We start from the raw sequence: 26,951 nt of genomic DNA on the forward strand, positions 1-26,951 counted from the left end.
ACCTATTCCGCCGGCTCGACGGACTTGTCCGGCGTTTTGAGTGGACCCTGATGCATGGTGTAGGCGGAAAAGCCGACCACGGTAGCGACCAGCACGGCGCCGCCGCTGTAAAAGGCCGCTGTCAGCCCGAAGAGCTGCCCGAGAATGCCAAACATGGCGGGACTGAGCACCTGGGAGAAGCGGTTGGCGAGCAGGCGCAGGCCCATGAGCTTGCCGCGCTCATTCTCGCCCACCGCATCGACCATGATCATGATACTGACGGGCAGATTGACGCCGACCGCGCCGCCGATGACGGCTGCCAAGGCTAACATAGTCACCTGATTGCCTACAGCCAACGGCGTCAGGACAACGCCGATAGCGGCGACAGTGCCGGCGCAGAGCAGGATGATTTCGAGGGAGTAGCGCTTCATCAGCCCGTTGAGCGCGAAACGGGACAGCATGCCCGCCAGACCCTTAAGCGAAATGGTCAGCGCGATAAGGAAGGTGGCAAAGCCGTTCTGGGACAGATAGAGCGGCAGGAAGCTCATATAGAGCGCCTGGATATACATGACGAGGAAGGTGCCGGTCAGCCCGAACTGCACCGGTCGAGAACCGGCGAGGCCAATGCCGCGCTTGTAGCTCGTGAGAATCCCAGATGGACTGAAGACCTCGCGGACCCGGACATGGCTGGCATCGGGATGGGGGTAGCGTGCGCTCAGCCAGAACAGCGCCATCATGAACAAGATGCAGGCCACGAGGGAGGCGACGAAGGCGGCGCGATAGCCGTCATTGGGCGCGGCGAAGGTCGAGGCGATGAGGCCACCGATAATGGGCCCGAGCATGCCGCCGCCTGACATCCACATGGAATATTGCTTGATCGCGTCGTTGCGTTTTTCGCGATCGCCCTGCGCCACCAGCACCTGGAAGGAGGAGGCCATGATCACGACCGAGGCGCCGATGAGCACCTGCGACAGCGCCAGCAGTGGTATGCCGGTGGCAAAGACCGTGCAGACCAGCGAGGCGAGCAGGAACCAGGAGCCGTATTTCAGCATCTTCATCGGCCCGATCGAATCGATGAGCTGGCCGGCCGGCATGGCGATGACGATGGGCAGCAGGGCCTTGAGCGTCACCATCAGCCCAACGGCGAAGGTGGAGGCGCCTAGTTCGGTGGCGTAGAGGGCAAAGAACGGGTTGGCGAGACCCTGGATGGTGAAGAACACACCGCCGCCAATGACACCGAAGCGGGCGAAGCGCGCTGCGGGGTCAACAGACGCAATTTCAGTTGGCATAATGGCAGGCTACCTGTCTTGCGAGGTCATGAGTGGGCAGCGCCGGCTTTTCGGCGCGGCAGTGATCGGTGGCCATGGGGCAGCGCGAGGCAAAGGCGCAGCCAGTCGGCAGGTTGAGCGGGCTGGGCAGTTCGCCCTGCAAGGGCGTGCTGGTGCGGCGGCTTTCGATGGCCGGATTGGGCACGGGCACGGCGTCGATCAGCGCTTTGGTATAGGGATGGCGCGGATCGGCGAAGACTTCCTCGGCGGCGCCATATTCCACCACCTCGCCCAGATACATGACGGCGATGCGGTCGGCGATATAGCGCACAGTCAACAGGTCATGGGAGATGAAGACGAAGCTGATGCCCAGTTCCTGCTTGAGGTCGACGAGCAGGTTGATGATCTGGGCGCGGACCGAGACGTCGAGCGCCGAAGTCGGCTCATCGGCGACCACGACGGATGGATTCAGCGCCAGGGCGCGGGCCACGGCGACGCGCTGGCGCTGGCCACCGCTCAACTGATGCGGATAGCGCTCGGCAAAAGTTGGGTCGAGGCCGACCTGGCTGATCAGCCGCCGGACGGTTTCGAGCCGTTCGGACTTGCTGCCGCGCGCCTTGACCACCAGGGGTTCGGCGACAATGTCGCCGATGGTCATCTTTGGGTTGAAGGACGAGGCCGGGTCCTGGAACACCATCTGGGCGAGGCCGGCGATGTAGATATCGCCCGAGGTTGGTTTTTCGAGGCCGAGCAGCAGGCGGGCGACGGTGCTCTTGCCGCAGCCGCTTTCGCCGACAATGCCGAGGGTCTCCCCCTTGTGGACGCGCAGATTGACGCCGTTGACGGCACGCACGACCATGTTGCGCGAGGTGACGAACTGCTTCCACAGGGCGTTGAGCTCGACCACCACGCTGCCATCGGGCTCGAAGGGCTTGTTGGGACGATTGGGCTGCTCGACCTTGAGCGTCGCCCCCTCGCCCAGCCCGTGCGGGGCCCAGCAGGCAGCGGTGTGATCGATACCGCGATCGGTGAGGCGGGGCGCCTCGACGCAGCAACGGTCATGGGCAGCGGCACAACGTTCCTTGAAGGCGCAGCCGGTGATAGGGAAGCGCATGTCGGGCGGCAGGCCGGGGATCTGTGGCAGGCGCTCTGTCTTGAGCATGGACGTGCTTGGAATAGTGCCGAGCAGGCTCTGGGTATAGGGGTGCGCGGGGTGGGCGAAGATGTCCTCGACCCGGCCGAACTCGACGATGCGGCCGGCATACATCACCGCCACCTTGTGCGCGAAGCGCGCCACCAGCCCCAGATCATGCGTAATGAACAACATGGCGGCACCGGACTCGGCGGTCAGGGTCTTGAGCACCTCGACGATCTGGGCCTGGATGGTGACGTCGAGCGCCGTGGTGGGCTCGTCGGCGATGACCAGTTGCGGCCGGCTCGACAGGGCCATGGCGATCATGACGCGCTGGCGCATGCCGCCGCTCATCTCGAAGGGATAGGCCTCGATGCGGCGCTCGGGCTCGGGAATGCCGACTTTGCCGAGCCACTTGATCGCCTCCTCGCGCGCCTGCTCGCGGTTGAGCCGCAGATTGCGCATGATCGGCTCGATCATCTGCTTGGAGATGCGCATGACCGGGTCGAGCGAGGACATCGGATCCTGGAAAATGGTGCCGACAAGGCGGCCGCGGATGGCGTTGAGCTGGCCTTCACTGAGTCTTGAAATATCGCGGCCATCAAGCAGCACCTCGCCGCCGGCCACCTTGCCGGGATGGGTCAGCAGCCGCAGAATCGACATGGCCATGGCGCTCTTGCCCGAGCCGCTCTCGCCCACCACCGCCACGCGCTCGCCGCGCTCGATGGCGAAGGAGACGCCGTCTACCGCCTTGACCGTGCCCGTGGCGGTATGGAATTCGGTGCGCAGGTTGCGCAGTTCGAGCAAGGTGGTCTTGACCGGAGCCTGGTAGTTCATGGTGTGTCCTCCGGTCAGCGTGAGCGTGGATCGAGCAACTCGCGGACGCCGTCCGAGAGAAAGTGCAGGCCGACGGCGATCAGCAGGATGACCACCCCGGGCAGCGTCGATATCCACCAGGCCTGCTCCAGGTAGGTCTGGCCATCGCGCACGATGTTACCCAGGGAGGGCTGCGGCGGCATGATGCCCAGGCCCAGAAAGCTCAGGCTGGCTTCGACGAGGATGGCATTGGCCGCCGCGATGCTCGCGGCCACCAGCATGGCGGCCAGGGTATTGGGCACGATATGGCGGGTCATCAGCCAGTATTGCGAGGCATCCACGGTACGCGCCGCATCGATGAAGGCGCGGGAGCGCAGGCTGAGCACCTGGGAACGCTGCAGGCGGATGAAGCGCGGCACATCAGCCAGCGAAATGGCGAGGATTACCGGCACCATGCCGGTCCCCATCACTGAGACCAACCCGATGGCCAGCAGCAGCGAGGGAAAGGCGAGGAAGATGTCGACTACGGTCATGATGGCGCGGTTAATGAGGCCGCCGTAAAAGCCGGCCAGCGTGCCCAGCACCATGCCGAACACCAAGGCGATGGCGGCGACGCTGAAGCCGACCAACAGCGAGACCTGCACACCGGCCAGGGTGCGGCTGAAGATGTCGCGGCCCATCTTGTCGGTGCCGAAGACATGCTCGATGGAGGGGAACTGCATCATGGCGCGCAGGTTGGTTTCAAGCGGCTTCTGGATCGGCAGGATCGGCGCGAAAACGGTGAGGAGGATGATGGGGACCAGCAGCACCAGTGCCAGGCGCACCTTGGGGTGGGACAGGAACCGGTGTCGGGTGATGAATGAGCCGGCGGCCAGCAGGCCGGACTTGCGGGTCGGCGCGGCGGGAAGCGAGAGATCTGCCATGATGGTGTCCTTGCCTAGAACTGCACGCGAGGATCGAGCGTCTTGTAGATGAGGTCCGTCGCGAAATTGATGACGACGAACAGCAGCGCGTACAGCACGATCAGTGTCTGAACGAGCTGGTAGTCTCGGCTGTTGATGCCGGCGATGAGCAGGTTCCCCACGCCGGGGATGGTGAAGATGAACTCCACGATCACCGTGCCGCCGAGCAGGTTGCCGAAGCTCAGACCCACCACGGTGGCGATGGGCAGAGCGGCGTTCTTGAGGGCATGGCGGAACAGCACGCGCAGTTCGGACCAGCCCATGGAACGTGCGGTGCGGACATAGTCCTCGTTGAGCACTTCGAGCACCGCCGTGCGGGTGATGCGGGCCAAAGTTGCCACCTGCGATAGCGAGAGGACGATGACCGGCAAAGCAAGGCGCAGCGCCACGCCGCCCGGATTGTTCCAGTCGAGCTGACCGGAGGCGGGAAACCAGCCCAAGCCGAGCGAGAAGATCAGCAGCAGGACCAAGGCCGTCCAGAAGGGCGGCATGAGGTCGATGAGCATGGCCGCGCCGGTCAAGCCGTTGTCGAGCCAGTTACGGCCCTTATGCGCCATGAAGGCGGCGAGGGTGCCCAGCGGAATGGAGATGACGATGGAGAGGACAATGGTCGCCATGGCGATGCAGAGCGTGATCGGGAGTGCGCGCCACAGCAGGTCGGCAATAGGGATGCGGGTGGTGATGGTCTCACCGAGGTCGACCATCGCCAGATCACGCAGGAAGCCAATATACTGGCTCAGCAGGGGCTCATCGAGACCCATCTGGTCGCGCAGGGCCTCCAGCGCCTCGCCGGACAGGGTATCCCCTGCCATGGCCGAAGCCGCATCGCCTGGAATGAGGCGCAGGGTGAAGAAGACCAGCGTGATGACACCCAGGACGGTGATGAGCATCTGAGCCAGTTTCTTTGCGGTATATTCGGCCATGGCGGGCGCTCCTATTGGGCGATATCGACGTCGTAGAAATTGACCTGAGCGGGGTAGTTGATGTGCACCCCGGTCACTTGCGGCTTGCCGGGCCAGAAGACGTTGTTCGAGTAAAGCGGGAGATAGGCGGCGTCATCGGCCACGATCTGCTGGACCTTCTTGTACATCTCGAAGGCGGCGTCCTTGTCGGGCTCAGCGCGGGCGGCTTCGAGCAGGGCCGTGACTTCGGGATTGTCGTAGCGGCCACCGTTGAGGCCATTGGGCACCATGTTGTCGGGGTGCAGGAAACTGAACAGGATCATGTCGGGGTTGACGGCCGGCAGCAGACGCGAAGCCATGTCGAAATCGCCGGCATTGCGACGCTGGTTGAACGTCGGCGTGTCCACCAGCTCCATTTCCATATTGATCCCGACCTGGCTGAGGAAATCGATCTGGAACTGCTGGATTTCGGTGACCCCCTGGGCCGAAGTGCCCAGGTTCTTGAAGGTGAAGCCGTCGGCATAGCCGGCTTCGGCCAGCAGGCCCTTTGCCTTTTCGGGGTCGTATTCGTAGATGGGGATCTCGTCAGTATAGACGTCCATCCAGGGGAGCAGCATGGAGTGGTGCGGCTGGGTCAGGCTGGGAGATATGGCCTGGGTGATGGAGGCATAATCAACCGCATGGGCCATGGCCTTGCGCACCAATGGATTGGCGAAGGGCTCGAATTCGGGATTGAGCACGCCGATGACGACGGCATAGTCCATCACTGAATTCATGGTGAAGCCTTCAGCCTCCAGCGTCGCCAGGTTTTCTTCCTGGCTGGATCGCATCACCAGGTCCACTTCCCCATTGCGCAGGGCGATAGTGGCAGTGGCCTCATCCTTGATGATGTTGAAGACCAGCGTTTCAATGGGCGCCGGGCCCTTGTGGTATGCTTCGTGCCGCTTGAGCACGATCTGGGAGCTCACATCGATGGTATCGAGATAATAGGGTCCGGTTCCGACAGGCTTCCAGCGGACCTGATCGGCGGCCGCCTCGATGGCCTTCTGGCTGACGATCTGGCCCTGGTGGTAATTGGCGACGGTGTGCAGGAAGTTGCCGTTTGGCGCATCCAGCTCAATGATCACCGTGTAGGGATCGGGGGCCTCCATGCTGACGATGCCGGCCAGTTCTGCGGCATATGGCGAGGCGGTGGCGGGGTCCCTGATGCGGTTGAAGCTGTAGATCACGTCCGCTGCGGTGAAGTCGCCGTAGCCTTGGTGGAAGGTCACGCCCTCGCGCAGCTTGAACGTCCAGGTCTTGTTGTCGGCAGTTTCCCAAGACGTGGCGAGATCGGGAACGATTGCCCCGGTTTCCCCATCATAAGTGGTCAATCCGCTGAAGATGTTGAATGCTATATTCTCGTTCTCGATGCGGAAGATGTTGGCCGGATCAAAGCCGGCCGGATCGTCGTAAAACCTGACGGTAAGCGTCTTGCCCTGAGCAATGGCAGCGGACGAGGCGCTCATGACCAGAACGACGGATGCCAGCAGGGTCAGGCTTGCAGCAAACAAATTGCGGGTGACGCCAATCATTGTTGTTCCTCGGAAGGGGGAGCAGGAAGGCCGCCCCCACGGGGGAGCGGCGCGCGCGTGAATTCGATCAGCTGGCCATACGGGCAAGCGCCGGCTCGGCGGCCGCCGCGAGCTTGCGGAAGTAGGACTTGGCCATTTCGGCATCGACGACATCGGCATATTTCTGATGCATGTCGTAAAGGTTCATCCAGTGTGATGCCTCGGTGCGGTCGTAGGCGCAGTCGGCCGGCACACCGACCTTGAAGCGGTGGGTGGCCGCATCGACGGCGCTGGCGCGCAGGCAGCCGCTGGTCGACTCGCCGCACAGGATCACCGTGTCGATGCCCATGGAAATCAGGTGGAAGGACAGCGGTGTCCCCTGGAAGGCGCTCGGGGCGGTCTTTTCGATCACAACCTCGCCGGCAATGGGCGCAACCTCGTCGCAGATCTGCTCGCCCTTGAGCCTCATCTCGGCACTCATGGTGGATGGGCCGCGCTTGCGGTGCACCCATGGCTTCATGCCGTTGTTCAGGCCCTTGATGTGCACCACCGGGACACCGGTTTCCCGCGCTACTGCGAGCAGTTCGGCCGTCTTGTCGACCGCGGCCCAGCCTTCCAGGCCCGTGCTGCCCGGCCAGGTCTTCATCGATTCAAAGATCGGTTCGCGCGTCAGGCCAACGACGCTGTAGTACATGTCGATGAGCACCAGGGCCGGCTTACTGCCGAAGCCCGACAGTTCCTTTTTGCCCCACTGCAGATCGTGCTGTTTGTCGCGCTCGCTCAGGAAGTTTTCCCAGCCATACATGATCACACTCCGTATTCGTGGCTTATGCCTAGTTATTAGGCATTTTCTAGCTATGATCAGAGTATTTGCATTTGGCGCGGGTTCAAGCGAAACTAACTGCGGGTTCTCATAAGCCGGACTAATAGATGCCCCAGCCCCTCCCTTCCCTCGCCAGCCTGCGTTCGTTTGAGGCGAGCGCCCGGCTGGAGAGTTTTTCCAAGGCAGCCCAAGAGCTTAACCTGACGCAAGGGGCGATCAGCCAACAGGTGCGGCTGCTTGAGGATCGTGTTGGGGGGGAACTGTTCCGGCGCGAGGCGCGGCATGTGAAGCTGACCGAACTAGGCCGCCTTTATCTTGGACTCAATGTCGGGGCGCTACGCGACATTGAAAGCGCCTTCGAGACAATACGTGCCTTGGCCCGACCCAATGCCCTCGTCGTCAAGACCACGCCCACATTCGCATCCTACTGGTTGCTTCCCAGGCTATCCAGCTTCCAGCGCGCCTGGCCCGCGGCCAGCCTGACCGTGACGGCGGTGGAATCCTCGAATGTCCAGTTTGACGGGGTCGGCGATGTAGCGATCACGACCGGACAGGATCAATGGGGCGGCTTCCTGACCACCAAGCTCTTTGACATAGACCTCGTTGCCGTTGCGTCCCCGGAAGTTGCCCGGCGGACTGACCTGGGAAAGTTCCTAGCGGGCGAGACAGTTGCGGTCATCCACACGATGAAACGCCTCGATGACTGGTCCCTGTGGTGTCTGGGCGCAGGCGTGCCGAACATTCATCTCGATCGAGGGACGATTCTGTTCAACTCCGCCTTATCCTACGGGGCCGCTGAGAAAGGTATGGGCATCGTCATCGCCGAGGAGGCCATGATCGCCGATCAGCTTGCAGACGGATCGCTTGTCGAAGTTCATTCTGCGAGGGTTCCCTCGGGTCGCGCATACTACCTGCTGCAACCCGACCACAGAGCCAGAAAGCCTATCGTTGACGCCTTCATGCTCTGGCTGCAACAGGAGATGAGCGCGACGACATCCCTCCTTTCGGACCGGCGCGGTCTTGGCCGACCAATTCGCCAGGGCTGAATTTGTCGAAGCGGGAACAAAGCGCCCGCCGGCAGCAGTGCCTGTATAGACCTTCCTCGCGAGGCTGGTACGTGCGCTGAGTCGGCATCGGCAGTTTGAAAGAGCGGGCCGGGTCGCCGACAGCTTTCCGAAATATGCCGCCAACAGCCCCGCTGGTCATCGAGTCCGCCGCGGGCGCCGGCAAAACCCGCTTCGTGCATCGGCTGGCAGCGCTTAGTGACCCGAAACTGGTCTATTTCGACTGCGCGACTATGACCAATATGACCCCGATCATCAGCCAGGATGCGACCCGGTCGGGCGCGCGTCACAGCGAGATCATTGAGGGCCTGGCATCAAGGTCAGCACATCCGATCGTAACCTGGACCCATGGTCAAACTGTCATCTTAGCGCCGACGAGGTGTCACACACCCTCTCTAAAAGGAGTCCCATCCAAGCCAATCACCTAAAGTTCAAGCGGAGCGAGGTTAGACAGATGAGGGTAATACGTAATACGTAACACCCTACACTCGACGCTGTTGCCTGCATGAACCGCGCAGCGCTGTCCAAAACTCGGGCCGTCACGTCGCGGGATGTGGCGCGCGCTGCAAATGTCTCACAGGCGCTGGTTAGCCGCGCCTTTACCGGCAATGGCCGTATCGCCCCTGAAACCCGAGAGCGCATCCTCAGGGTGGCCGCCGAAATCGGCTGGCAGCCCAATGCTCTGGCCGCCAGCATGGTGACCGGCGACGCGCCTCTGGTTGCAGTCATCACGACGCGGTTGAGCTTTGACTGGCGCGCCCAGGTGCTCTCGCATCTGCTCAGCGCGTTTCAGGAGTGGCACATGAAGCCGCTGCTGTTTTATGCCGAAAGCGACGATGAGGTCGATCGCCTGCTGGTGGAAACCATCGCCTGGAGGACCCGCGGCGTCATCGTCACGGCAGGCAATATCGCCCATGAGCGGGCCGAAGCCATCCTCGAACGCGGACAGTTCTTTGCCGCCCTCAACCGGCCGGCCAATCACCAGAGCGCCTTTGCCATTGCCACGGACAATCCGCTAGGCGGGGCCATGGCGGCAAAGCTGCTGATGGCCGAGGGGCGACGGAAATATCTGGTGCTCGCCGGTCTCAAGGACGGCTGGGCCGCCACCGAACGCACCAGAGGCTATGTCGACGCCCTGCGGGAAGCGGGACACGAACCGCTGGTGTGGCACAGCCAGAGCATGACCATCGAGGTGGGCAAAGCCTGCGCGGCCGCGTACCTGCAACTGCCGGCCGGGCAGCGGCCCGAAGCGGTGTTTTCCACCAACGACGCCATGGCGCTGGGCTTTTATGATGGGCTGCGCGGCCAGGGCGTGACCATTCCCGACGACCTGTCGCTGATCGGCTTTGACAATCTGTCGGCCTCGTCCTGGACGCCCTACCAGTTGACCACGTTCGAGCAACCGCTCGACACCATGGTCAGCCAGGTCCTGCACTATATCGACAGCCATCGCCGCGAGGATGGCGGCGCGGCTGCCCCTGTCTCGCTGGAGCAGCGCCATAGCGATGACGGCGTCATCTATTGCGCACCCACTCTGATCCCCCGCCTCACCTGCAAGGGCCAAGCATGACCGACCCAACAAGCCGCCGGCTCGAACTGGCGCACAAACTGATGCAACAGGCCGGCACACTGGCCCTCGCCGCCTTCAACGACCCCCAACTCGCCGTCCGGAGCAAGGGGCCGGGCGACGTCGTCACCGAAACCGACTTTGCCATCGAACGCCTGGCGCGAGAGGCTGTTTCTGCAGGCTTCCCGGCAGATGGATTCATCGGGGAGGAATTTGGCGGCGGACCGCTGGAGACAGGGTTTACCTGGGTCATCGACCCAGTCGACGGCACGGTCAATTTCAGCCGCACCCTGCCCTATTTTTGCGTCGCCTTGGCCTTGCTCAAGGACGGCGCGCCAATCGCCGCCTGGACGCTGGATCCGCTGCGTAACGAGCTGTTCTTCGCCGGCCCGGACCGGATTGCCCGGCTCAATGGGACGCCGATCCGCTGCGCGCACCAGGCCGACCTGGGCGAAGCCGTCATCGGCCTCGGCTTTTCGCCGCGTCACGCGATCGGGCTGGGTGGGGACATGGTCCATGCCCTGTTTACAGCCGGCGCTGAGTACCGGCGACTTGGCGCCGGTGCGCTGTGCCTGGCCCATGTCGCTGCCGGGCGGCTCGATGCCTATGTCGAGCCGCACATGAACCCCTGGGACGCCATCGGCGGACTTTATCTCGCTGCGTGCGCGGGCGCTGTCACCGGCAACTATCTGGCAGCAGGCGGGCTCGCCAATGGCGCCCCGGTCTATGCCGCCGCGCCGGCGATCTCCGACGCCTTACTGGCCATTTTGCCAGACCTGTTTTCCGGCACTCCGCTTCATCGGGAAAATGAGCAACGGAGTGCCGGAGATTTTGCGAGTGATCGCATGCCTTCCCTCAACGTGGAGACGACAACATGAAAGCCTTGATTACGGCGTCTATCACCCTGCTGATGAGCACCACCGCTTTCGCCGTGGAGCCCGTCGGCGCGGGCAGTTTCAACACCGATCCCGGATTCGACCTCGCCACCCTGACGGCAGACAACTTCTATGATGTCATCGTTCCCTTGGCAAAAGAAGAGGGCAGCCTGACCTTCTACGACTTCACCGACAGCTTCGGCCCGCTGTTTTCCGAGACGCTGATCCCGCAATTCGAAGCAGAATACGGCATCACCGTCGACTATATCCGCGGCGAGGGCGCCGCTGCCAACCAGCAGCTGATCGCCGCGCATAATTCCGGTGCGGCGGCGCCCGCCGACGCCTACTTTGTCAGCTCGGGCAGCCTGCCCCTGCTGAGCGGCGAAGGCGTCATCGCCAACCTGCCGCTGCACACCCTGCTGCCCAATGGCGCCGCGCTCAATCCCGATATTGCCACTGTGACCAGCGGCGTCGACCATGGCGGTATCTTCCTGCCGTTCCATCGCAACCAGACCGCGATCGTCTACGACACCCGCGTTGTCGACGAAGCCTCGGTGCCGACCACTTTTGACGACCTGCTCGACTGGGCCACGGCCAATCCGGGCAAGTTCATCGTCACCTCGCCGACCGGTGGCGGTTCGGGCAGCGGCTTCATGCAGTCGCTCGCGCTGGCCAAGGTGGCTGGCGATGCGTGCCGGGCCAACTTCGTCAACTGGGCCATCACCGAGCAGGAGGCCGACGCCTTTGCCGCCAGCGACTGCATGACGCCGGTCTGGGACTATTACGCGGCGCTGCTGCCCGTGGTCGAGCTGACCAATGGCAATGCCGACACGCTCAACCTGATCGCCAATGGCGCCGGGGCCATCGGCACTGCCTGGGAAGACATGGCCTATGACTTCATCGGCCGCGGACTCCTGCCACCGACCGTGCGCCAGCAGCTGCTGGAAGAAGGCCAGGTTGGTGGCGGCGACGGGCTGATGCTGCCCGTTGGTGGCGCTCATCCCGCCGCGGGCCTGCTGCTGCTCGACTTCCTTGTCAGCAGTGACGTGCAGCTGCAGAAGCTGCAGATCAACGGCTCGCGCTCGGCCCGCACCGATCTCGATCCCGCCGCCGCCTTCACTCCCGAGCAGGTCGCCCGGCTGATCCCGACCGATCAGTATGCCGGCCGCGCCCGGATCGGCATGCCCTCCAAACTCGGTGCGCAGCTGTCGGCCTATTTCACGGCCAATGTCCTGCGTCAGTAACAGCCAGCGACAGTGGCGGTGGCGCCGTGTGGCGCCACCGCCATGAAAGGGAGCATCATGCGGGCCTCACTGTCCATCCGCCAACTCACCAAGCAGTTTGGCAGCAATCTCGTGCTCAAGGGCATCGATCTCGAGATCCCGGCGGGCCATCTCGTGGTCCTGCTCGGCCCGTCGGGTTGCGGCAAAACCACGCTGCTGCGGACCATTGCCGGGATTTCCGACCCCAGCGCGGGCGGCATCTGGCTCAACGAGCGGCGCATCGACGATGTGGCGCCCGAAAAGCGCAATTTCGGCCTGGTGTTCCAGACCTATGCGCTGTTTCCTCATCTCAGCGTGGCGCGCAATGTCGCCTTCGGGCTGGAAATGCGGCGGGTCGCGCGCCAGGAGATCGAGCGCCGGGTTACCGCAGCGCTGCAGACGGTCGGCCTGGGCGACTATGCCGATCGGCTGCCCAAGCAGCTCTCGGGCGGCCAGCAGCAGCGCGTCGCGGTGGCGCGGGCGATCGTCATCGAGCCGGATGTGCTGCTGTTTGACGAGCCGTTGAGCAATCTGGACGCCAAGCTGCGCGACAGTCTGCGCGAGGACCTGCGGGCGCTGCAGCGCAAGCTCGGCATCACGTCCGTCTATGTCACCCATGACCAGTCCGAAGCCATGGCGCTGGGCGACGAGATCGTGGTGATGAAGGAGGGCGAAATCGTCGAGCGCGGCGCACCAATCGACCTCTATCGCCGGCCAACATATCGCTTCACCGCCGAGTTTCTCGGCATGACCAATGTGATCGAAGCGCAGATCGACCAGGGCAGTTGCCTACTGCCCTGGGGCGACGTGCGCCCTTTGGAAAACCCCGATGCCAGTGATGTCGAGGGCGTTGCCATTCGCCCCGAGGATCTGCAGGTCGAGCCGGTCGAGAGCGACGAACACGGTGTCATCGAGCAGTCGATGTTCATGGGCGCCGCCACCCATTACTGGATTGCGGCCGCCGGCCAGACCTTCCGCTCGATCGCCTCGGGCGGCGGCAGCCCCATCCTGCCCCGGGGACAGAAGGTCCGCCTCGTCGCGCCGCCACGCCTGCACCTGCTGCGCCGCTACGCCCCCAGCCGGGAGGCAGTGTGATGATGGACAGAGAGGTCCGCCTGTCGACGCTGCTGCTGTGCCTGCTGCCCGGGCTCGGCTATCTGATCGCCCTATTCGGCCTGCCGCTGCTGCGGGTCGTCTATGGCAGTTTTACCAGTCAGGCCGAGGGTGCGCCGACCCTGAGCCTGGTCACCTGGCAGGCCGTGTTCGCCAATCCGGTCTATATGGACGGGCTGGCCTTCTCGCTCTGGCTGGGCGTGGCACCGACCCTGCTCAGTCTCGCGGTTGCCCTGCCGCTCTCGGCCCTGATGCAGGCCAATGAGCGTTCGCGCACGCTGTTCGGCACGCTGTACAAGATCCCGCTGGTGGTGCCGGGCATCGTGGCCGGATTTCTCGTGATGATCGTGCTCGATCGCGGCGGCATGGCAGAGCGCCTGATCACGCCGCTCGGCCTGCCCATGCCGCGCCTGGTGCGCGATCCGCTGGGGCTCGGCGCCATTGTCGGTTCGGCCTGGAAAACCATCCCCTTCATGACGCTGATCATTACCGGCGCCATGGCGGCCATCAGCAAGGACGTGCTGGCGGCGGCCCGCACCCTCGGCGCCGGGCAGTTGACCATCCTCTGGCGTGTCCAACTCCCCCTCGCGCAGCCGGGCATCACTGCGGCTGTGTTGCTCAGCTTCATCGGCTCGCTCGGCTCCTATGTCATTCCCAGCCTGCTAGGGCCCGCCTATCCACTGCCGCTGAGCGTGCACATGTTCGCCGAAGGCTTCCAGAAGGGAAACTGGCCTATGGTCTACGCCATGGGGACGCTGCTCAGCATCATGGCCGTTGCCGTCCTGCTCGCCTACTATGCCATTATCGGCTCGTCCGGGCGCTCCACCAAAGGGGTCGCGTGATGGTCCGGCAAAAACCGGCGCGCGGACAGGGCCTGGTTGGACTCAGTCTCTATGGCTATCTGGCGCTGACCCTGTTCTTTCCCATCGCCATCGTGGCGCTCTGGGCTTTCTATGATCCTGCAGTGGGCTGGTTTCCGCCCGACATCATTCCGCGCTCGTTTTCGCTCTCGGCCTGGCAGGAAGTGCTGGCCGACCGCTATATCCTCCCGGCGGCGGGGATCAGCCTCTTGATTTCCATCATCGTCACCGCCGTGACGGGCGCGCTGGCCTTCCCCACCGCCTGGGCGCTGGCCCAGTTCCCCTTTCGGCTCAAGCGGCTGGTCGAGGTCTTCGTGCTGGCGCCGGTGATTGTTCCGGGCATCGTGGTCGCCGTCAGCCTGGGGGAGATTTTCTTCCGCTTCGGGCTCGCCGGTACGGTGCTGGGCGTCATCCTGGTGCAGATCGTGGGCACCCTGCCCTTCATGATCCGCATCCTCACCGCCACGCTCGAGGGTATTCCCAATGAGCTGATCTATGCCGCCCGCAGCCTGGGGGCGACGCCCTTCGTCGCGGTGACCCGGATTGCCCTGCCGCTGGCCTGGCCCGGGTTTGCCGCAGGAGGGCTGTTGACCTTCATTGCCTCCTTCGAGGAGTTCGAAAAAAGCTTCATGGTGGGCGCCCCCAAGGTGCGGACCCTGGCCACCCAGCTGTGGAGCTATCTGGGCGGCGAGGCGCTTGTGCTGCCGACCGCCGCTGTCGTTACCTTCATCCTGCTCCTGCCCATGCTGCTGATCTTCATTCTCGCCCAACGCCTCGCCAAGGACGATGTCATGGCGGCAGGCATGGGCAAACTCTGAACCCAAAGGACCCATCATGTCGCAAAGCTTTCTCTTCAAGGATACCGGCTTCATCCGGTTGTGCGGCCATCGCGGCCATAGCCTGGCAGCCCCGGAAAACACCCTGGCGGCCTTGCGCGCCGCGCATAGCCACGGCGCCAGCAGCATGGAAATCGATACTGTCCTGACTGCCGACCACCAGATCGTCGTGCTGCACGATCTTCTGGTCGATAGGACCACCAATGGATCGGGCGCCGTCAAGGACCTGAGCGCAGCCGAGATCGCCGCGCTCGATGCCGGCGCCTGGTTCGATCCGCGCTATGCCGGCGAGCCTGTGCCGACGCTGCGCGCCGTGCTCGACCTCGCCCATGAACTGGACCTGGTTCTGGAAATCGAGGTGAAGGAGAAGTTGCACCTTGATGCCTATGACATCGCGCTCGAGGCCGCCCTGAGCGACCCTGCCGATCTGGGCCGCGTGATGATGATCTCGTTCGATCACGCCCATCTCAAAGCCATCAAGGCGGCGATCCCGGGCATCCGCACCGGCGGCATCGTGCATGAGCGCTATGCCGATCCGGTGGCCGTCGCCCGCGCGGCTGACCTCGACGAACTCTGCATCGACCTGTCAGCCTTCCATGCCGACGATGCGGCTGCGCTGCACGATGCCGGTATCGCCATCCGCTGCCATGCCTATAGTCCACAGGCCCTCGAACGGATTGACCGGGCCGGCCTGGGCTGGACGCCGGCGCTGGTGAACTATCTGCGGGCCGGGCTCATCGACACCCTCTCGGGCGACGATGTCGAATGGCTGCAGGGCCTTGCCGCAAAGCACAAGCTGACCATCGGCTGACCCACTCGCTCACCTTCGCTCGACGAGGCAGCCACCCTTCGCTGTCAGCGGCCTTTCGGGGCTGGCGCGCGGTGCTGCACCGGACTTCAGTGGTCGCGGGGCCCACCGAGCAGTAACCGTCCGTACCGGACCCGGTTGTCACATACGGACGGCCGAACATGGTCTGCTCCCGCGCCGTGCCTTTGCCCAGAGTTATGGCCCGCTGCTGAACGAGGGCTGCAACCGCCGAACCCTGATCAAGGGCAAGCGCGCGACGCCTCGGCCCCGCGCCCCATATCGCCGCGGCTTGTCACCGCGTTGTCAAACAGTCCGGCTAAAGCCCCTGCACCGCTGGACTTCCCCGCGGCAGCACAGGAGTTGCTGATGCGCACCCTTCTCACCGCTGGCCTGATGCTGGCCGCCACCCTTTCCCCGGCCCTCGCGCAGGAGGGCAAATTGGTGCTTTATACCAGCCAGCCCAATACCGATGCACAACAGACGGCCGACGCCTTCATGGCGAAATATCCCGGCATTAGTGTGGAGTGGGTGCGCGACGGCACGCCAAAGATCATGGCAAAATTCCGCGCCGAAGTCGAAGCCGGTGCGCCGCAGGCCGACGTGCTGCTGATCGCCGACGTCGTGACCATGGAAGGACTCAAGGCCGAGGGCCTGCTGCTCAACTTCCCCGAAGCCGACACGACCGGCCTCGATGCCAGCCTCTATGACGAGGATGGCGCCTATTTCTCGACCAAGCTGATCACCACCGGCATCGTCTACAATACCGCTGCCACCATGGTGCCGGCGAGCTGGCTTGACCTCACCAAGCCGGAAGCCAAGGACCAGGTTGCCATGCCCAGCCCGCTGACCTCGGGCGCGGCGCTGATCCACACCGTGACCCTGACCGACAATCTGGCCGAAGGCTGGGACTTCTATACAGCGCTCGCCGCCAATGGGGCCCAGGCGGCTGGCGGCAATGGCGACATTCTGACGGCGGTGGCCGGCGGCGAAAAGCTCTATGGCATGATCGTCGACTTCTTGCCGATCCGCGAAGCGGCCAAGGGCGCGCCCGTCGCCTTCGTCTTCCCCACCGAAGGGGTATCTGCAGTGACCGAGCCGGCCGCGATCCTGGCGTCGGCGCCCAATCCGGACAATGCCAAGCTGTTCATCGATTTCCTGATCTCGGAAGAAGGCCAGCAGCTGGCATCGAGCCAGGGCTATATCCCGGCGCGCGACGGTATTGCCCTGCCCGCAGGCTATCCGGCGCGCACCGATATCAAGGTGCTGCCCTATGACGCTGCCGCGGCCCTGGCCAACGAGACTGCCAACAAGGAGCAGTTCGGCGAGATCTTCGGCCAGTAAGCCGGCGTGACGCCAGACACACCATTGATGCGGCCGACCGGGACGGTTCCTCCCTTGCTGGATCCGGACGGCCGCATCAGGAGAGCGGCATGGCTGCTGCCTGCCGTTCTCACCCTCTGTGCCGTCGGACTGATCGCCGTGCTGCCCATCGGCCGGCTGGTCCTGACAGCGTTGTTCGTCGATGGCCAGTTCGACGCGAGCCTGTTGCTCAGCCGGGTGGCGCGGGGCGCCACGCAACGCGCTATCTTCAATACGCTCGACACCGCCCTGTTCGGTGCCCTGCTGGCGCTACTGATCGGCGCGCCCTTCGCCTTTCTGGTCGCTGCCACCGACATGCCGCTGCGCCAGTTGCAGGGCTTCCTGCTCATCCTGCCGCTGATGATCGCGCCCCAGGTCATGGCGCTGGCCTGGATGCATCTTCTGGGACCATCCAGCGCCCTGCTGGGCGCCATTGGCCTCGCGCCGCCGCCCGGCACGGCCAATCCGCTGCTGGGTCGCAACGGCATCATCCTGCTGTTCGGTGTGCAGCATGCGCCCATCGTGTTCATCACCTTGCGCGCCGGCCTGGTGCTGCTGCCGCGCGACTATGTGGAAGCGGCGCGTGCTGCGGGGATGGGGCCGGTGCGCGTGGTGACAGGTGTCGTGCTGCCGCTGCTGTGGCCGTACCTGATCGCCGCAACCGCCCTGGCATTCGTGTCCGGCGTCGGCAATTTCGGCATTCCGGCGCTGCTGGGCATGCCCGAGAACTTTCTGACGCTGGCAACGCTGATCTACCAGCAGCTGTCCAGCAATGGCCCCAGCGTCCTGCCACAGGTGGCCGGCCTGTCCCTGCTGATCTGTCTGATCGCCCTTGCCGGCATTGTCGCCCAGGGCCTGGCGTTGCGCCGCGTGCGCTTCGCGCTGACGCGCGGCGCGCCGATGCGGTTTTCGCTTGGACCATTGCGCTGGCCGGTTGCCGTGGCGGGCCTGCTGCTGCTGACGGCGGTGCTGATCCTGCCGGCGGCGGCCCTGCTCGCCACCTCGCTCGTGCCGGCCTATGGCGTGCCGCTGTCGCTGGCCACGCTGACGCTCGACAACTATGTCGAAGTCCTGGTCCGGCAGGCCTCCACCGTCCGCGCCTTCGTCAACTCCACTTACCTGTCGCTGCTGGCCGCCGCCATCCTGGCCCTGCTGGCCGTGCCGCTGGCGCTGGGCCTGAGCCGCCTGCCGCATCGCTTCGGCAGGGTGGCGCATGGCCTGCTCGAGCTGCCCTATGCGCTGCCCGGCATCGTGCTGGCCATCGCCTGCATCCTGCTGTTCCTGCGACCGCTGCCCCTGCTGGGCAGCCTCTACGCCACGCCGTGGATCATCCTCGTCGCCTATCTCATGCGCTTTGCCGCTCTGGCGCTGAAGCCCGTCGAGGCGGCGCTCGACCAGTTGGCACCCGAGCTTGGTGAAGCCGCCGCCGCCGCCGGAGCCGGCCCGCTGCGGCGCCTGCTGACCATCACCGCGCCACTGGCCGCACCCGCTGCCTTTGCCGGGGCCCTGCTGGTGTTCATGAGCGCCTTCAACGAGCTGACCGTCTCCGCCCTCCTGTGGTCGAGCCGCAACGAGACCATCGGCGTGATCCTGTTCAGTCTCGAAGAATCGGGCCTGTCGCCGCAGGCATCGGCCGTGGCCATCGTCACCCTGGTGGTGGTTGTCGCGCTCCTGGCCGCGCTCGATCGTCTCGGCCGCATGCTGCCCGCCGGCGTGCTGCCCTGGCGCTGATCAGCCCGGCACGATCCAGGCGTCGCTGACGGCCAGATGGACCCGGGCGCCGGGAGCCATGCGCTGCGGCGTCGACAGCAGCAGGGTCTCGCCGCTCGCCAGCCTGGCCGTGGCGTCATAGGCGGCACCGGTATAGCGCGTGGTGGCAATGGTGGCGGCAATGCCGGTCTTGGCCAGCGTCAGATGCTCTGGCCGCAACAGGAGCATGGGCGTCGCGCTGCCGGCCTGGCCACGGGTCGGCACGGCCTGGCCAGCGAAGGTCACCTGCCCATCGGAATATAGGCCTCGCACAATGACCCCCCGCCCCACAAAGCCGGCAACCATGGCATTGGCCGGTTCGGCATAAATCTGCTCGGGCGCCCCGGATTGCTGCACTGTGCCCCTGTCCAGAACGACAATGCGATCGGCCAGCGCCAGCGCTTCGGCCTGGTCATGCGTGACGAAGACGATGGTCGCGCCGGTATCGCGGTGCAGGCGGGCGAAGACATCCAGCATTTCCGCGCGGAGATGCACGTCGAGATTGGCCAGGGGTTCGTCGAGGAGGATTATGTCGGTGCCTGTTACCAGACACCGGGCCAGAGCCACCCGCTGCCGCTGCCCACCCGACAGGGCGTCGACACTGCGCGACCCCAGCCCGGTAAGCGATACCATGGCCAGTGCCCTGGCCACCCGCATGGCGATTTCCGCCTTGGCCACGCCCCGCGCCAGCAGCGGATAGGCGACATTGGCGGCCACATCCATATGCGGCCACAAGGCATAGGACTGGAACACGATGCCCAGGCTACGCCGTTCGGGTGGCACGCTTACATGGGGACCGGCCACCAGACGATGGCCGAGCTGGATCGTGCCGGTGCTCGGCCGTTCGAAACCGGCAATCAGCCGCAGCAAGGTGGTCTTGCCGCAGCCGGATGGGCCGAGCAGGGCAGTGAAGGAACCGGATTCCAGGGCCAGGTTGGTGGGCTGGATGGCCGGCACGCCATCAAAAGTCTTGCCCAGGTCGTCGAGGATGATCGTGGTCATGGCGTCGTCCTAGGCAGACAAGATGACAGTATGGCGACGATGTCGGGCCGGTTCAGTTGACCAGCCGACCGGGCGCGCAACAAGCGGCGATGCGGTTCAGGCTTGCTCGCTTCGCCAAGGCTGAAGACATCTACGACACAGTCATGCTCGGGCGCCTGTGCCAGGCAGCATTGATTTCGTTGGCTGGAGGGGCATTTCATGGGGTCAGCTCGTCCATGCGATGGATTGAGCCATCACGCCGCCAATCGAGTCGCCGAGAGGCATATATTCTTCTGTCTCAGCCGCTCCATCACAAGGTCAACCGAGGTGGTCAGCGCGGTAGGCGGACTCGCCATGTCGGGCCTACAGGCACAGCAGAGCTTCCCGGAAAAGGCCCGTGGCACTTTCAGTCGGAACTCGATGCAGGAGTGACTTGCGTAGTCCGGTAAGAAGCGCCTATGGTGGCTCATCCACAGGGGTGCTCCGTAGGTCGGGGCTGAGATGAGGGCGGGAAGCCTTCGGACCCTATAGCTGATCTGGGTAATACCAGCGGAGCGAGGCGGTTGATGTTTTCTGGCGCACAGATTTCTCTTTATCCCATGACCGACGATTTTGTCGGCGTCATTACCAGCGCCTTGGGCGGGCTCGATCCCTATCGCGACAGGCTGCGCATCGAGACCGACGATGTCTCGACGCTGTTGGTGGGTCCGCCCGAGGTGCTGTTCCCGGCCATGCGTGACCTGTTCAGCGCTGCGGCCGGAACCGGCGTGCACTGCGTGCTGTCCGCCACCATCTCGCGCGGCTGTCCCGGCGAGCCGGACGAGGCCATCTGCCAGTCCGGCCATTTTGACGGCCCGGTTGCGCCGCTGGCCGAGCGGCAGGCCACGGCGCTGGCGGCGGTGCGCAGCGCTCCCGATATGGGCGTTTTCTCGGTTGCCCAGCTGTCGCTCTATGTGATGGGCCAGGGCGACCACATGGCGGAAATCTACGGCTGCACCGATTTCCTCAAGCAGTCGGGGACTTTCGAGACGTCCAAGCATTTCGCCACCAAGCTCAATGGCGATACCGGTGCCCTGTTCGCCGCGCTGGAGCAGGCCTTCTGCCGCTTCGGGCCACCGCAGGGGCATGTCACGATCGATCTGACGGTTTCGGCCAACAGCCCCAGCGCGCACTGAGCGCAGAGGTCAAGCCATGTCGGGTCCATCCGCCTTGCTGCGCGTGCTCGCGCGCCTTTGCCATCACGCCGGCCCTGCCGTGGCCTCGGTTTCCGCGCTGATCCTGGCCTGGGAGGCCTATGTACAGCTGTCGGGGATTTCGCCGACCGCCCTGCCCGCCCCGTCGCGCATCCTCAGCCATGCCTTCGCGCAGCGGGACGCCCTGGCGCGTCACAGCCTGGCGACGCTGCAGGCCACGCTGTTCGGCTTTGCCGCGTCGCTGACCGCAGCCTTTGTGTTTTCGGTGCTGATCGACTTCTACCGGCCGCTGCGACGGGCGCTGTTTCCGGTGTTGATCATTACCCAGACCCTGCCGCTGGTGGCGATCGCGCCGCTCATCGTGCTGTGGTTCGGCTTCGGGCTGACGCCCAAGATCGTGCTGGTGGCGCTGGTGACCTTCTTTCCCATGCTGGTGGCCCTGGTCCAGGGCTACGACGCCACCGAGCGCGAAATCACCACGCTGCTGGCCTCGATGGGCGCCTCGCGCCGGCGCATCTTCATGATGGCGAGACTGCCATCGGCCCTGCCCTATTTCTTTGCCGGCCTGCGCATCTCGATCACCTATGCCGTGGTCGCGGCGATCTTTGCCGAATATGCCGGGGCGGCGCAGGGCCTGGGCATCTACATCCTCAACGCCAAGAACAATTTTCGGCCCGACCTGGTGCTGGCGGCGGTGCTGGTCAGCTCGACGCTGACCCTGGCGCTGTTTGGCGCCACCGTGCTGGTGCAACGCGCCGCCATGCCCTGGACCCGGCTGCCGGGCTCGCGCCCATGAGCCCGCCGCGTCTGCAACTGGTCAATTTGCGCAAGGGCTTTGGCGCTGTCGATGTGCTGGCCGATATCAGCCTATCCGTGCAGCCGGGCGAGTTCGTCTCGATCCTGGGCCCGTCAGGGGCGGGCAAGTCGACGATCCTGCAGCTGCTCACCGGTGCCCTCATCGCCGATGCCGGACAGATCCTGGTCGACGGCGCGCCGCTGTCGCCATCGCGCCATCCCTTTGCCTTCATGCCCCAGGGCGATGCGCTGATGCCGTGGCGCCGGATCATCGACAATGCCACGCTGGGCCTGCAGGTGCAGGGCATGAACCGTCGGGCGGCGCGGGCCAGGGTCACGCCGCTCCTGGCCGAGTTCGGTCTGGCGGGCTTTGAGAACCATTATCCGGCGCAGCTGTCCGGTGGCATGCGGCAGCGGGCCGCCCTGCTGCGCACGACGGTGCAGCAGCGGCCGATGCTGCTGCTCGATGAGCCCTTCGGCGCCCTTGATGCCCTGACCCGGGCGCAGATGCAGCGCTGGCTGGCCGGCATGTGGGAACGGCATCGCTGGACCGTGCTGCTCATCACCCACGATGTGCGCGAGGCAGTGCTGCTGTCGGACCGCATCTATGTGCTGTCGCAGCGCCCCGCCCGTATCGCCCGCCAGTTCATTGTGCCGCTGCCCCACCCGCGGCCCGCGATTGGTTCGCCTGCGCTTGCGGCGATTGAGGCCGATATTTTGCAAACCCTGTTTTATCCGGAGGAAGAACCATGCCGATGATCCGCACGCTTTTGGCCCTGGGCCTGGCGGCCAGCCTTGCCACCGCACCGGCTGTGGCCCAGCCCACGCCTCTAACCATGGCGCTCGACTGGACACCCAATACCAACCATATCGGGCTCTTCGTCGCCCAGGCCAAGGGCTTTTACGACGAGGCCGGGCTTGATGTGCAGATCCTGCCCTATTCGGATACGTCTGCCGGCACGCTGGTGGCCAACCATGTCGCCGATTTCGGTATTCTGGGCTCGATAAGCCTGTTGACCCAGCGCACTGCCGGGGCCGACCTTGTCGCCACCTATGCCCTGGTCCAGACCGAAACCGGCCGGCTGGTGTTCAAGGCCGACCGGCAGGACATCCAGCGTCCGCGCGACCTCGACGGCAAGATCTATGCAGGCTTCGGCAGCGACTGGGAAAATGCGCTGATCGGCACGATGATCCGCCATGATGGCGGGGTCGGCGCGTTCGAGACCGTTACCCTGGGCACTTCGGCCTATGAGGCGCTGGCCAATGGTGCGGTCGACTTCACCCTTGAAGTTTACACCTGGGAGGGCGTCAAGGCCGAGCGCGACGGGCCGGCGCAACGCGCCTTCCGCTATGCCGATTACGGGATACCGGACCAGCATACCAATTTCATCGGCACCAGCGGCGCCTATCTGGCGGAACATCCCGAGACGGCCAGGGCCTTTATCGCGGCCAGCCGGCGCGGCTATGAATACGCCATTGCCCATCCCGACGAGGCGGCCGATATCCTCGTTTCCGCCAATGACGACGCGCTGCTCGACCGCGACTTCGTGCGGGCATCGCTGCAGGCGCTCATCGACGGCCACTATCTGCAGGGCATTGATGGCGCGGTGGGCAGGATCGATCCAGCCAAGATGGCGGCGGTCGGCAAGTTTGTCTTCGAGGCCGGCATGCTCAAGGGCGGCAATGGCGCACCCCTGACGGCCATGCCGGATGTCACCGCCTATTATTCCAATGACTATCTCGGCAACGCGCCCTGAACCACAGGTGGGCCTGACCGCTAAGCGGCGTCTGCGCGCAGCTGGCGGGCAGGCCGCACCGACATGGCCGACCACGTCGTCACCACACCGGTGGCGATGGTGGCCACAACGGCGCCGACAACGACGGCCGCCACGGTCAGCAGATTGGGCACAAAGGGAATGTCCATGACAAAGGTCAGAATGGCCCAGGCCGCTGACATGCCCAGGGCGGCGCCCATGATGGCGGCGAGCAGGCCGAGCGCGCCATACTCGACAAGGAAGGCAACGACGACGTCGCGACGCGTCGCACCCAGCACCTTCATGACCACGGCATCGGCCTCGCGCTGCCGGCGACCGACGGTCATGGCGCCGGCCAGGACCAGCACGCCCGATACCACAGCGAGGCTGCCGACCAGGGCAACGGCATTGGCGAGGCTGGACAGGATGTCGTCGATGCGGTCGAGCGCGTCGCCCACGGGCAGAAAGCTCAGCGTCGGGAAGGCCCGGCTCAGCCGGCTCTCCACCGCTGGCGCCGCGCCGTCGACGACGTCAATGCTGCCCATGATGGTCTGCGGCGCGCTTTCGACCACGCCAGGGGAGAACAGCAGGCGGAAGTTCAGCCCGCCCGCGCGCCAGTCTATGGCGCGGAAACTGGCAATGGTGACCTCGAGCGGCCGACCGGCAATGCTGATCGACAGCTCGTCCCCCACCGACAGGCCGAGCGGTTCGCGCAATTCGGTACTGAGCGAGACCAGCGGCGGACCGGCATAGTCCTCGGCCCACCAGGCGCCGTCGGTAACGGTGGATCCCTCCGGCAGGGTGCGGGCCCAGCTCAGGGCCGTATCGCCCTCGAAGAGGTCGGCGATGTCGTCGGGCACCGGGCCGAGCTCGGCCGTCGGCGTTCCCTTGATCGACTCGATGGTGCCGCGCAGCATGGGGATGGTCGCGAGGGTTTCGATACCGGGATCGGCCGCGGCGAAAGCCTCGACCAGCGGAAGTTGCTCGCGGGGCATGTCGAGCAGCACGAAGGCCGGGGCATCGTCGGCGACGGCGCCATCGATCTGGGCGCGCAGGTTCTGGTCGAGCAGCGTGATCATCAGCAGGAGCGCCAAGCCCAGGCCGAGCGACAGCACCACGACCGGCGCCGCCGCACCGGGACGGTGAATTGCCTTGATGGCCTGGCGCAGCGTGGCATGGGGCAGCGGCGGGAGTCGGCGCAAGCCGGCCTGCAGCAGCCAGGCGGCCAGACGCAGCAGGCCGAAGGCCAGCGCGGCGCCCGCCGCATACCACAGCACGAGCAGAGGCGAGCCTGTAGTAAAGACGGCCAGAATGGCAATGGCCGCCAGTGCTGCAGCCAGCGGCACGGCGGTGCGCCACTGGGCCAGGTCACGCCAGCCCATGGGTGTGTCGGTGCCGGCGGGGGCGCGAAACAGCTCGGCCGGCTTGAGCTTTTGCGCACTACGCAGCGGCAGCAAGGCGAAGGCAAAGCCGATCAGCAGGCCAAAGCCCGCGGCGATCAGCAGGGATCGGCCATCGAGGGTCGGCGGCAGATCGATGGCCAGCATGCCCGACAGGACGGGCAGCGCCAACAGGCTGGTGGTGGCGCCCAGCAGCACGCCCAGCAGCACGCCGGCCAGCGACAAGACCAAGATCTGGGTGAGGAAATGCACCATGATGCGGGCGCTGGTGGCGCCCAGGCTGCGCATGGTGGCGATGGAGGTCCGCCGCTCGGCAATATAGGCGGCCACGGCATTGGAGACGCCGACGCCCCCAACCAGCAGGGAGGAGAGCCCAACCAGCGTCAGGAAGCGGGCGAAGAGGTCAAAGAAGCGCTTGAGATTGGCAGCGGCATCGGCGGGCCGGCGCAGGTCCCAACCGGCGTCGGGGAATTGGGAATCGAGCGCCGTGATGGCAGCATCGGCGTGGTCGTCCTGCAGCATGACCTTGTAGCCATAGCGGCTGAGCACCCCAGCCTGGTTAAGGCCTGCCCCGGCCAAAGCAGAATCGGCGATGATGGCGGGGACTCCGAGCTGGAAGCCCTGCGCCGCCTGGTCAGGCACGCCGAGCAGCGTGGCGCGGATGACAAAATCGGCGTTGCCGATGCGCATGGCGTCGCCCACTGCCAGGTCCAGGCGGTCGAGCGCCCGCGGGTCGACCACCGCGCCCGGCAGGCCGTCCCGCACCGCGGTCAAATCCGCCAGGGCGCTGCCTGCCGCCTCGGGGCCCAGCGTCACCGCGCCCAGCAAGGGGTAGCTGTCGCTGACGGCGCGCAGGCTGAGCAGCAGGCTGGCGTCATTGGCGCTGGCGCGGGCATTGAGGTCGAGCACCCGGGCCGTCCGGCCAAGCGCGGTCACTGCAGCGCGCTGTTCGGGGGTGATGTCCGTGCCGCGACTGCGCACCTCGATATCGCCGCCCAGGATCACCCGGGCGTCACGATCGACGGCCGACTGCAGGGCCGCGCCGACCGACAGGACGGCGGCGATGGTGCCGACGCCCAAAGCAAGGCAGGCCAGCAGAATGATGAACCGCCTCGCATCGCCGCGCAGGTCGAGCAGGGCGATGCGCATCCAGCCCATCAGGCGGCTCATGCGAGGACGCCTTGGGTGACCGGGGACAACCGGCCGTGATTCATGGCCAGCACGCGGTCGGCGCGCCGGGCCAGAGCCGGATCATGGGTGATGAGGAAAACCGCGGTACCATTGTCGCGCGCCAAAGCGAACATCATGTCGATGACCCGGGCGCCGGTATCCTGGTCGAGATTGCCGGTCGGCTCGTCGGCCAGCAGAAGCTTGGGGCGGTTGACGATGGCGCGGGCCAGCCCGACACGCTGCTGTTCGCCGCCCGACAGCGCGCTCGGCCGGTGATCGAGGCGGTCGGCGAGCCCGACGGCGGTCAGCGCTGCAGTGGCAGCAGCCGTGATCTCGGCATAGGCGCGCCCGCTCTCGGCAATCTCCAGCGCCAGCGCCACATTCTCCAGGGCGGTCATGGAGGGAATCAGGTGAAAGTTCTGGAACAGGATGCCCAGGTTCTGCCGGCGGAAAATGGCCAGTTCGTCCTCGCCCCGGCCGGTCACGGCGGTGCCGGCGACAGTCACGCGACCGTCAGTTGCCTGTTCGAGCCCGCCCAGTACCATGAGCAGAGATGTCTTGCCGCTGCCCGACGGGCCGACCACGGCGACGACCTCGCCCGGATCGATGCTGAACTCGATATCCTTGAGGATATGGAGCGGCGTCGCCCCCGACTGCAGGTGCAGGTTCATCCGGGCAGTCTCGACGACGGGGCTGCGCATGGGCAACACTTTCTGGCTGGTCAGGTCTA

23 protein-coding genes and 1 riboswitch are annotated in these 26,951 nt (G+C 65.1%); of the genes, 14 read left to right on the top strand and 9 right to left on the bottom strand.

Annotation, left to right across the window (positions count from 1 at the left end; genetic code table 11):
• Positions 1–2: 2 nt before the first annotated feature.
• The 6 genes from AC4NN3_RS05310 to AC4NN3_RS05335 form a co-directional block, all read right to left on the bottom strand.
• A complete protein-coding gene (locus AC4NN3_RS05310) occupies positions 3–1,268 on the bottom strand; it encodes an MFS transporter (protein ID WP_491926044.1) in 1,266 nt (421 codons plus the stop codon).
• Positions 1,258–3,216 (bottom strand): ABC transporter ATP-binding protein, encoded by a 1,959-nt coding sequence (locus tag AC4NN3_RS05315; RefSeq protein ID WP_491926045.1) that lies wholly within the window; start codon positions 3,214–3,216, stop codon positions 1,258–1,260. The genes AC4NN3_RS05310 and AC4NN3_RS05315 overlap by 11 nt, the downstream gene beginning before the upstream one ends.
• A gap of 14 nt (positions 3,217–3,230) precedes the next feature.
• Positions 3,231–4,118, bottom strand: a complete 888-nt coding sequence (locus AC4NN3_RS05320) for an ABC transporter permease (RefSeq protein WP_491926046.1) — start codon at positions 4,116–4,118, stop codon at positions 3,231–3,233.
• Between the two features lie 14 nt (positions 4,119–4,132).
• Complete coding sequence (locus tag AC4NN3_RS05325; RefSeq protein ID WP_491926047.1) at positions 4,133–5,080, bottom strand: ABC transporter permease; 948 nt, start codon at positions 5,078–5,080, stop codon at positions 4,133–4,135.
• Between the two features lie 11 nt (positions 5,081–5,091).
• On the bottom strand, positions 5,092–6,633 hold the full coding sequence (locus AC4NN3_RS05330) for an ABC transporter substrate-binding protein (RefSeq protein ID WP_491926048.1): 1,542 nt from the start codon (positions 6,631–6,633) through the stop codon (positions 5,092–5,094).
• Between the two features lie 67 nt (positions 6,634–6,700).
• Positions 6,701–7,417, bottom strand: coding sequence for an isochorismatase family protein (locus AC4NN3_RS05335; RefSeq protein ID WP_491926049.1), 717 nt, complete (start codon positions 7,415–7,417; stop codon positions 6,701–6,703).
• 125 nt (positions 7,418–7,542) lie between these two features.
• Between AC4NN3_RS05335 and AC4NN3_RS05340 the strand changes: the two genes are divergently transcribed.
• The 10 genes from AC4NN3_RS05340 (at position 7,543) to AC4NN3_RS05385 (ending at position 18,910) form a co-directional block, all read left to right on the top strand.
• A complete protein-coding gene (locus tag AC4NN3_RS05340; protein ID WP_491926050.1) occupies positions 7,543–8,481 on the top strand; it encodes a LysR substrate-binding domain-containing protein in 939 nt (312 codons plus the stop codon).
• A 523-nt stretch (positions 8,482–9,004) separates the two neighbouring features.
• Positions 9,005–10,069: a LacI family DNA-binding transcriptional regulator gene (locus AC4NN3_RS05345; protein ID WP_491926051.1), complete on the top strand. Its 1,065-nt coding sequence runs from the start codon at positions 9,005–9,007 to the stop codon at positions 10,067–10,069.
• Complete coding sequence (locus AC4NN3_RS05350) at positions 10,066–10,944, top strand: inositol monophosphatase family protein (RefSeq protein ID WP_491926052.1); 879 nt, start codon at positions 10,066–10,068, stop codon at positions 10,942–10,944. Before AC4NN3_RS05345 ends, AC4NN3_RS05350 begins: the two co-directional genes overlap by 4 nt.
• Entirely contained in the window at positions 10,941–12,185 is a 1,245-nt protein-coding gene (locus AC4NN3_RS05355) for an ABC transporter substrate-binding protein (RefSeq protein ID WP_491926053.1), read from the top strand. Before AC4NN3_RS05350 ends, AC4NN3_RS05355 begins: the two co-directional genes overlap by 4 nt.
• A gap of 57 nt (positions 12,186–12,242) precedes the next feature.
• Positions 12,243–13,298, top strand: a complete 1,056-nt coding sequence (locus tag AC4NN3_RS05360) for an ABC transporter ATP-binding protein (RefSeq protein WP_491926054.1) — start codon at positions 12,243–12,245, stop codon at positions 13,296–13,298.
• On the top strand, positions 13,298–14,158 hold the full coding sequence (locus tag AC4NN3_RS05365; RefSeq protein WP_491926055.1) for an ABC transporter permease: 861 nt from the start codon (positions 13,298–13,300) through the stop codon (positions 14,156–14,158). Before AC4NN3_RS05360 ends, AC4NN3_RS05365 begins: the two co-directional genes overlap by 1 nt.
• Positions 14,158–14,994: an ABC transporter permease gene (locus AC4NN3_RS05370; RefSeq protein WP_491926056.1), complete on the top strand. Its 837-nt coding sequence runs from the start codon at positions 14,158–14,160 to the stop codon at positions 14,992–14,994. The genes AC4NN3_RS05365 and AC4NN3_RS05370 overlap by 1 nt, the downstream gene beginning before the upstream one ends.
• A 16-nt stretch (positions 14,995–15,010) precedes the next feature.
• On the top strand, positions 15,011–15,823 hold the full coding sequence (locus AC4NN3_RS05375; protein WP_491926057.1) for a glycerophosphodiester phosphodiesterase family protein: 813 nt from the start codon (positions 15,011–15,013) through the stop codon (positions 15,821–15,823).
• A 363-nt stretch (positions 15,824–16,186) separates the two neighbouring features.
• Positions 16,187–17,161, top strand: a complete 975-nt coding sequence (locus tag AC4NN3_RS05380) for an ABC transporter substrate-binding protein (protein WP_491926058.1) — start codon at positions 16,187–16,189, stop codon at positions 17,159–17,161.
• 54 nt (positions 17,162–17,215) lie between these two features.
• On the top strand, positions 17,216–18,910 hold the full coding sequence (locus tag AC4NN3_RS05385) for an ABC transporter permease (RefSeq protein ID WP_491926059.1): 1,695 nt from the start codon (positions 17,216–17,218) through the stop codon (positions 18,908–18,910).
• Here AC4NN3_RS05385 and AC4NN3_RS05390 read toward each other — a convergent pair whose 3' ends face one another.
• Positions 18,911–19,930 carry an ABC transporter ATP-binding protein gene (locus AC4NN3_RS05390; protein ID WP_491926060.1) on the bottom strand — a complete coding sequence of 340 codons (1,020 nt, stop codon included), beginning with the start codon at positions 19,928–19,930 and terminating at the stop codon, positions 18,911–18,913.
• Between the two features lie 443 nt (positions 19,931–20,373).
• Positions 20,374–20,485, top strand: a riboswitch (TPP riboswitch).
• On the opposite strand from AC4NN3_RS05390, the gene AC4NN3_RS05395 reads away from it, so the two are divergent.
• The 4 genes from AC4NN3_RS05395 to AC4NN3_RS05410 all read left to right on the top strand — a co-directional run bounded on the left by AC4NN3_RS05395 (position 20,476) and on the right by AC4NN3_RS05410 (position 23,654).
• Positions 20,476–21,084, top strand: a complete 609-nt coding sequence (locus AC4NN3_RS05395) for a YkoF family thiamine/hydroxymethylpyrimidine-binding protein (protein WP_491926061.1) — start codon at positions 20,476–20,478, stop codon at positions 21,082–21,084. (Overlaps the previous riboswitch by 10 nt.)
• A gap of 16 nt (positions 21,085–21,100) precedes the next feature.
• Positions 21,101–21,898: an ABC transporter permease gene (locus AC4NN3_RS05400; protein WP_491926062.1), complete on the top strand. Its 798-nt coding sequence runs from the start codon at positions 21,101–21,103 to the stop codon at positions 21,896–21,898.
• Positions 21,895–22,656, top strand: a complete 762-nt coding sequence (locus tag AC4NN3_RS05405; RefSeq protein WP_491926063.1) for an ABC transporter ATP-binding protein — start codon at positions 21,895–21,897, stop codon at positions 22,654–22,656. Before AC4NN3_RS05400 ends, AC4NN3_RS05405 begins: the two co-directional genes overlap by 4 nt.
• Positions 22,647–23,654 (top strand): ABC transporter substrate-binding protein, encoded by a 1,008-nt coding sequence (locus AC4NN3_RS05410; protein ID WP_491926064.1) that lies wholly within the window; start codon positions 22,647–22,649, stop codon positions 23,652–23,654. Before AC4NN3_RS05405 ends, AC4NN3_RS05410 begins: the two co-directional genes overlap by 10 nt.
• Positions 23,655–23,674: 20 nt before the next feature.
• Here AC4NN3_RS05410 and AC4NN3_RS05415 read toward each other — a convergent pair whose 3' ends face one another.
• Positions 23,675–26,221, bottom strand: coding sequence for an ABC transporter permease (locus AC4NN3_RS05415; protein WP_491926065.1), 2,547 nt, complete (start codon positions 26,219–26,221; stop codon positions 23,675–23,677).
• The gene (locus AC4NN3_RS05420; protein ID WP_491926066.1) at positions 26,218–26,922 is read right to left on the bottom strand and encodes an ABC transporter ATP-binding protein; all 705 of its coding nucleotides are present in this window, start codon (positions 26,920–26,922) and stop codon (positions 26,218–26,220) included. Before AC4NN3_RS05420 ends, AC4NN3_RS05415 begins: the two co-directional genes overlap by 4 nt.
• Positions 26,923–26,951: the final 29 nt, after the last annotated feature.

The sequence above is a fragment of the Devosia sp. MDV22-iso42 genome, assembly GCF_058629155.1.

What these genes read in the sequence shown, in the direction of transcription:
- AC4NN3_RS05310 (WP_491926044.1), bottom strand. Translation starts at nt 1,268, where the DNA reads ATGCCAACTGAAATTGCGTCTGTTGACCCCGCAGCGCGCTTCGCCCGC.
- AC4NN3_RS05315 (WP_491926045.1), bottom strand. Translation starts at nt 3,216, where the DNA reads ATGAACTACCAGGCTCCGGTCAAGACCACCTTGCTCGAACTGCGCAAC.
- AC4NN3_RS05320 (WP_491926046.1), bottom strand. Translation starts at nt 4,118, where the DNA reads ATGGCAGATCTCTCGCTTCCCGCCGCGCCGACCCGCAAGTCCGGCCTG.
- AC4NN3_RS05325 (WP_491926047.1), bottom strand. Translation starts at nt 5,080, where the DNA reads ATGGCCGAATATACCGCAAAGAAACTGGCTCAGATGCTCATCACCGTC.
- AC4NN3_RS05330 (WP_491926048.1), bottom strand. Translation starts at nt 6,633, where the DNA reads ATGATTGGCGTCACCCGCAATTTGTTTGCTGCAAGCCTGACCCTGCTG.
- AC4NN3_RS05335 (WP_491926049.1), bottom strand. Translation starts at nt 7,417, where the DNA reads ATGTATGGCTGGGAAAACTTCCTGAGCGAGCGCGACAAACAGCACGAT.
- AC4NN3_RS05340 (WP_491926050.1), top strand. Translation starts at nt 7,543, where the DNA reads ATGCCCCAGCCCCTCCCTTCCCTCGCCAGCCTGCGTTCGTTTGAGGCG.
- AC4NN3_RS05345 (WP_491926051.1), top strand. Translation starts at nt 9,005, where the DNA reads ATGAACCGCGCAGCGCTGTCCAAAACTCGGGCCGTCACGTCGCGGGAT.
- AC4NN3_RS05350 (WP_491926052.1), top strand. Translation starts at nt 10,066, where the DNA reads ATGACCGACCCAACAAGCCGCCGGCTCGAACTGGCGCACAAACTGATG.
- AC4NN3_RS05355 (WP_491926053.1), top strand. Translation starts at nt 10,941, where the DNA reads ATGAAAGCCTTGATTACGGCGTCTATCACCCTGCTGATGAGCACCACC.
- AC4NN3_RS05360 (WP_491926054.1), top strand. Translation starts at nt 12,243, where the DNA reads ATGCGGGCCTCACTGTCCATCCGCCAACTCACCAAGCAGTTTGGCAGC.
- AC4NN3_RS05365 (WP_491926055.1), top strand. Translation starts at nt 13,298, where the DNA reads ATGATGGACAGAGAGGTCCGCCTGTCGACGCTGCTGCTGTGCCTGCTG.
- AC4NN3_RS05370 (WP_491926056.1), top strand. Translation starts at nt 14,158, where the DNA reads ATGGTCCGGCAAAAACCGGCGCGCGGACAGGGCCTGGTTGGACTCAGT.
- AC4NN3_RS05375 (WP_491926057.1), top strand. Translation starts at nt 15,011, where the DNA reads ATGTCGCAAAGCTTTCTCTTCAAGGATACCGGCTTCATCCGGTTGTGC.
- AC4NN3_RS05380 (WP_491926058.1), top strand. Translation starts at nt 16,187, where the DNA reads ATGCGCACCCTTCTCACCGCTGGCCTGATGCTGGCCGCCACCCTTTCC.
- AC4NN3_RS05390 (WP_491926060.1), bottom strand. Translation starts at nt 19,930, where the DNA reads ATGACCACGATCATCCTCGACGACCTGGGCAAGACTTTTGATGGCGTG.
- AC4NN3_RS05395 (WP_491926061.1), top strand. Translation starts at nt 20,476, where the DNA reads ATGTTTTCTGGCGCACAGATTTCTCTTTATCCCATGACCGACGATTTT.
- AC4NN3_RS05400 (WP_491926062.1), top strand. Translation starts at nt 21,101, where the DNA reads ATGTCGGGTCCATCCGCCTTGCTGCGCGTGCTCGCGCGCCTTTGCCAT.
- AC4NN3_RS05405 (WP_491926063.1), top strand. Translation starts at nt 21,895, where the DNA reads ATGAGCCCGCCGCGTCTGCAACTGGTCAATTTGCGCAAGGGCTTTGGC.
- AC4NN3_RS05410 (WP_491926064.1), top strand. Translation starts at nt 22,647, where the DNA reads ATGCCGATGATCCGCACGCTTTTGGCCCTGGGCCTGGCGGCCAGCCTT.
- AC4NN3_RS05415 (WP_491926065.1), bottom strand. Translation starts at nt 26,221, where the DNA reads ATGAGCCGCCTGATGGGCTGGATGCGCATCGCCCTGCTCGACCTGCGC.
- AC4NN3_RS05420 (WP_491926066.1), bottom strand. Translation starts at nt 26,922, where the DNA reads ATGCGCAGCCCCGTCGTCGAGACTGCCCGGATGAACCTGCACCTGCAG.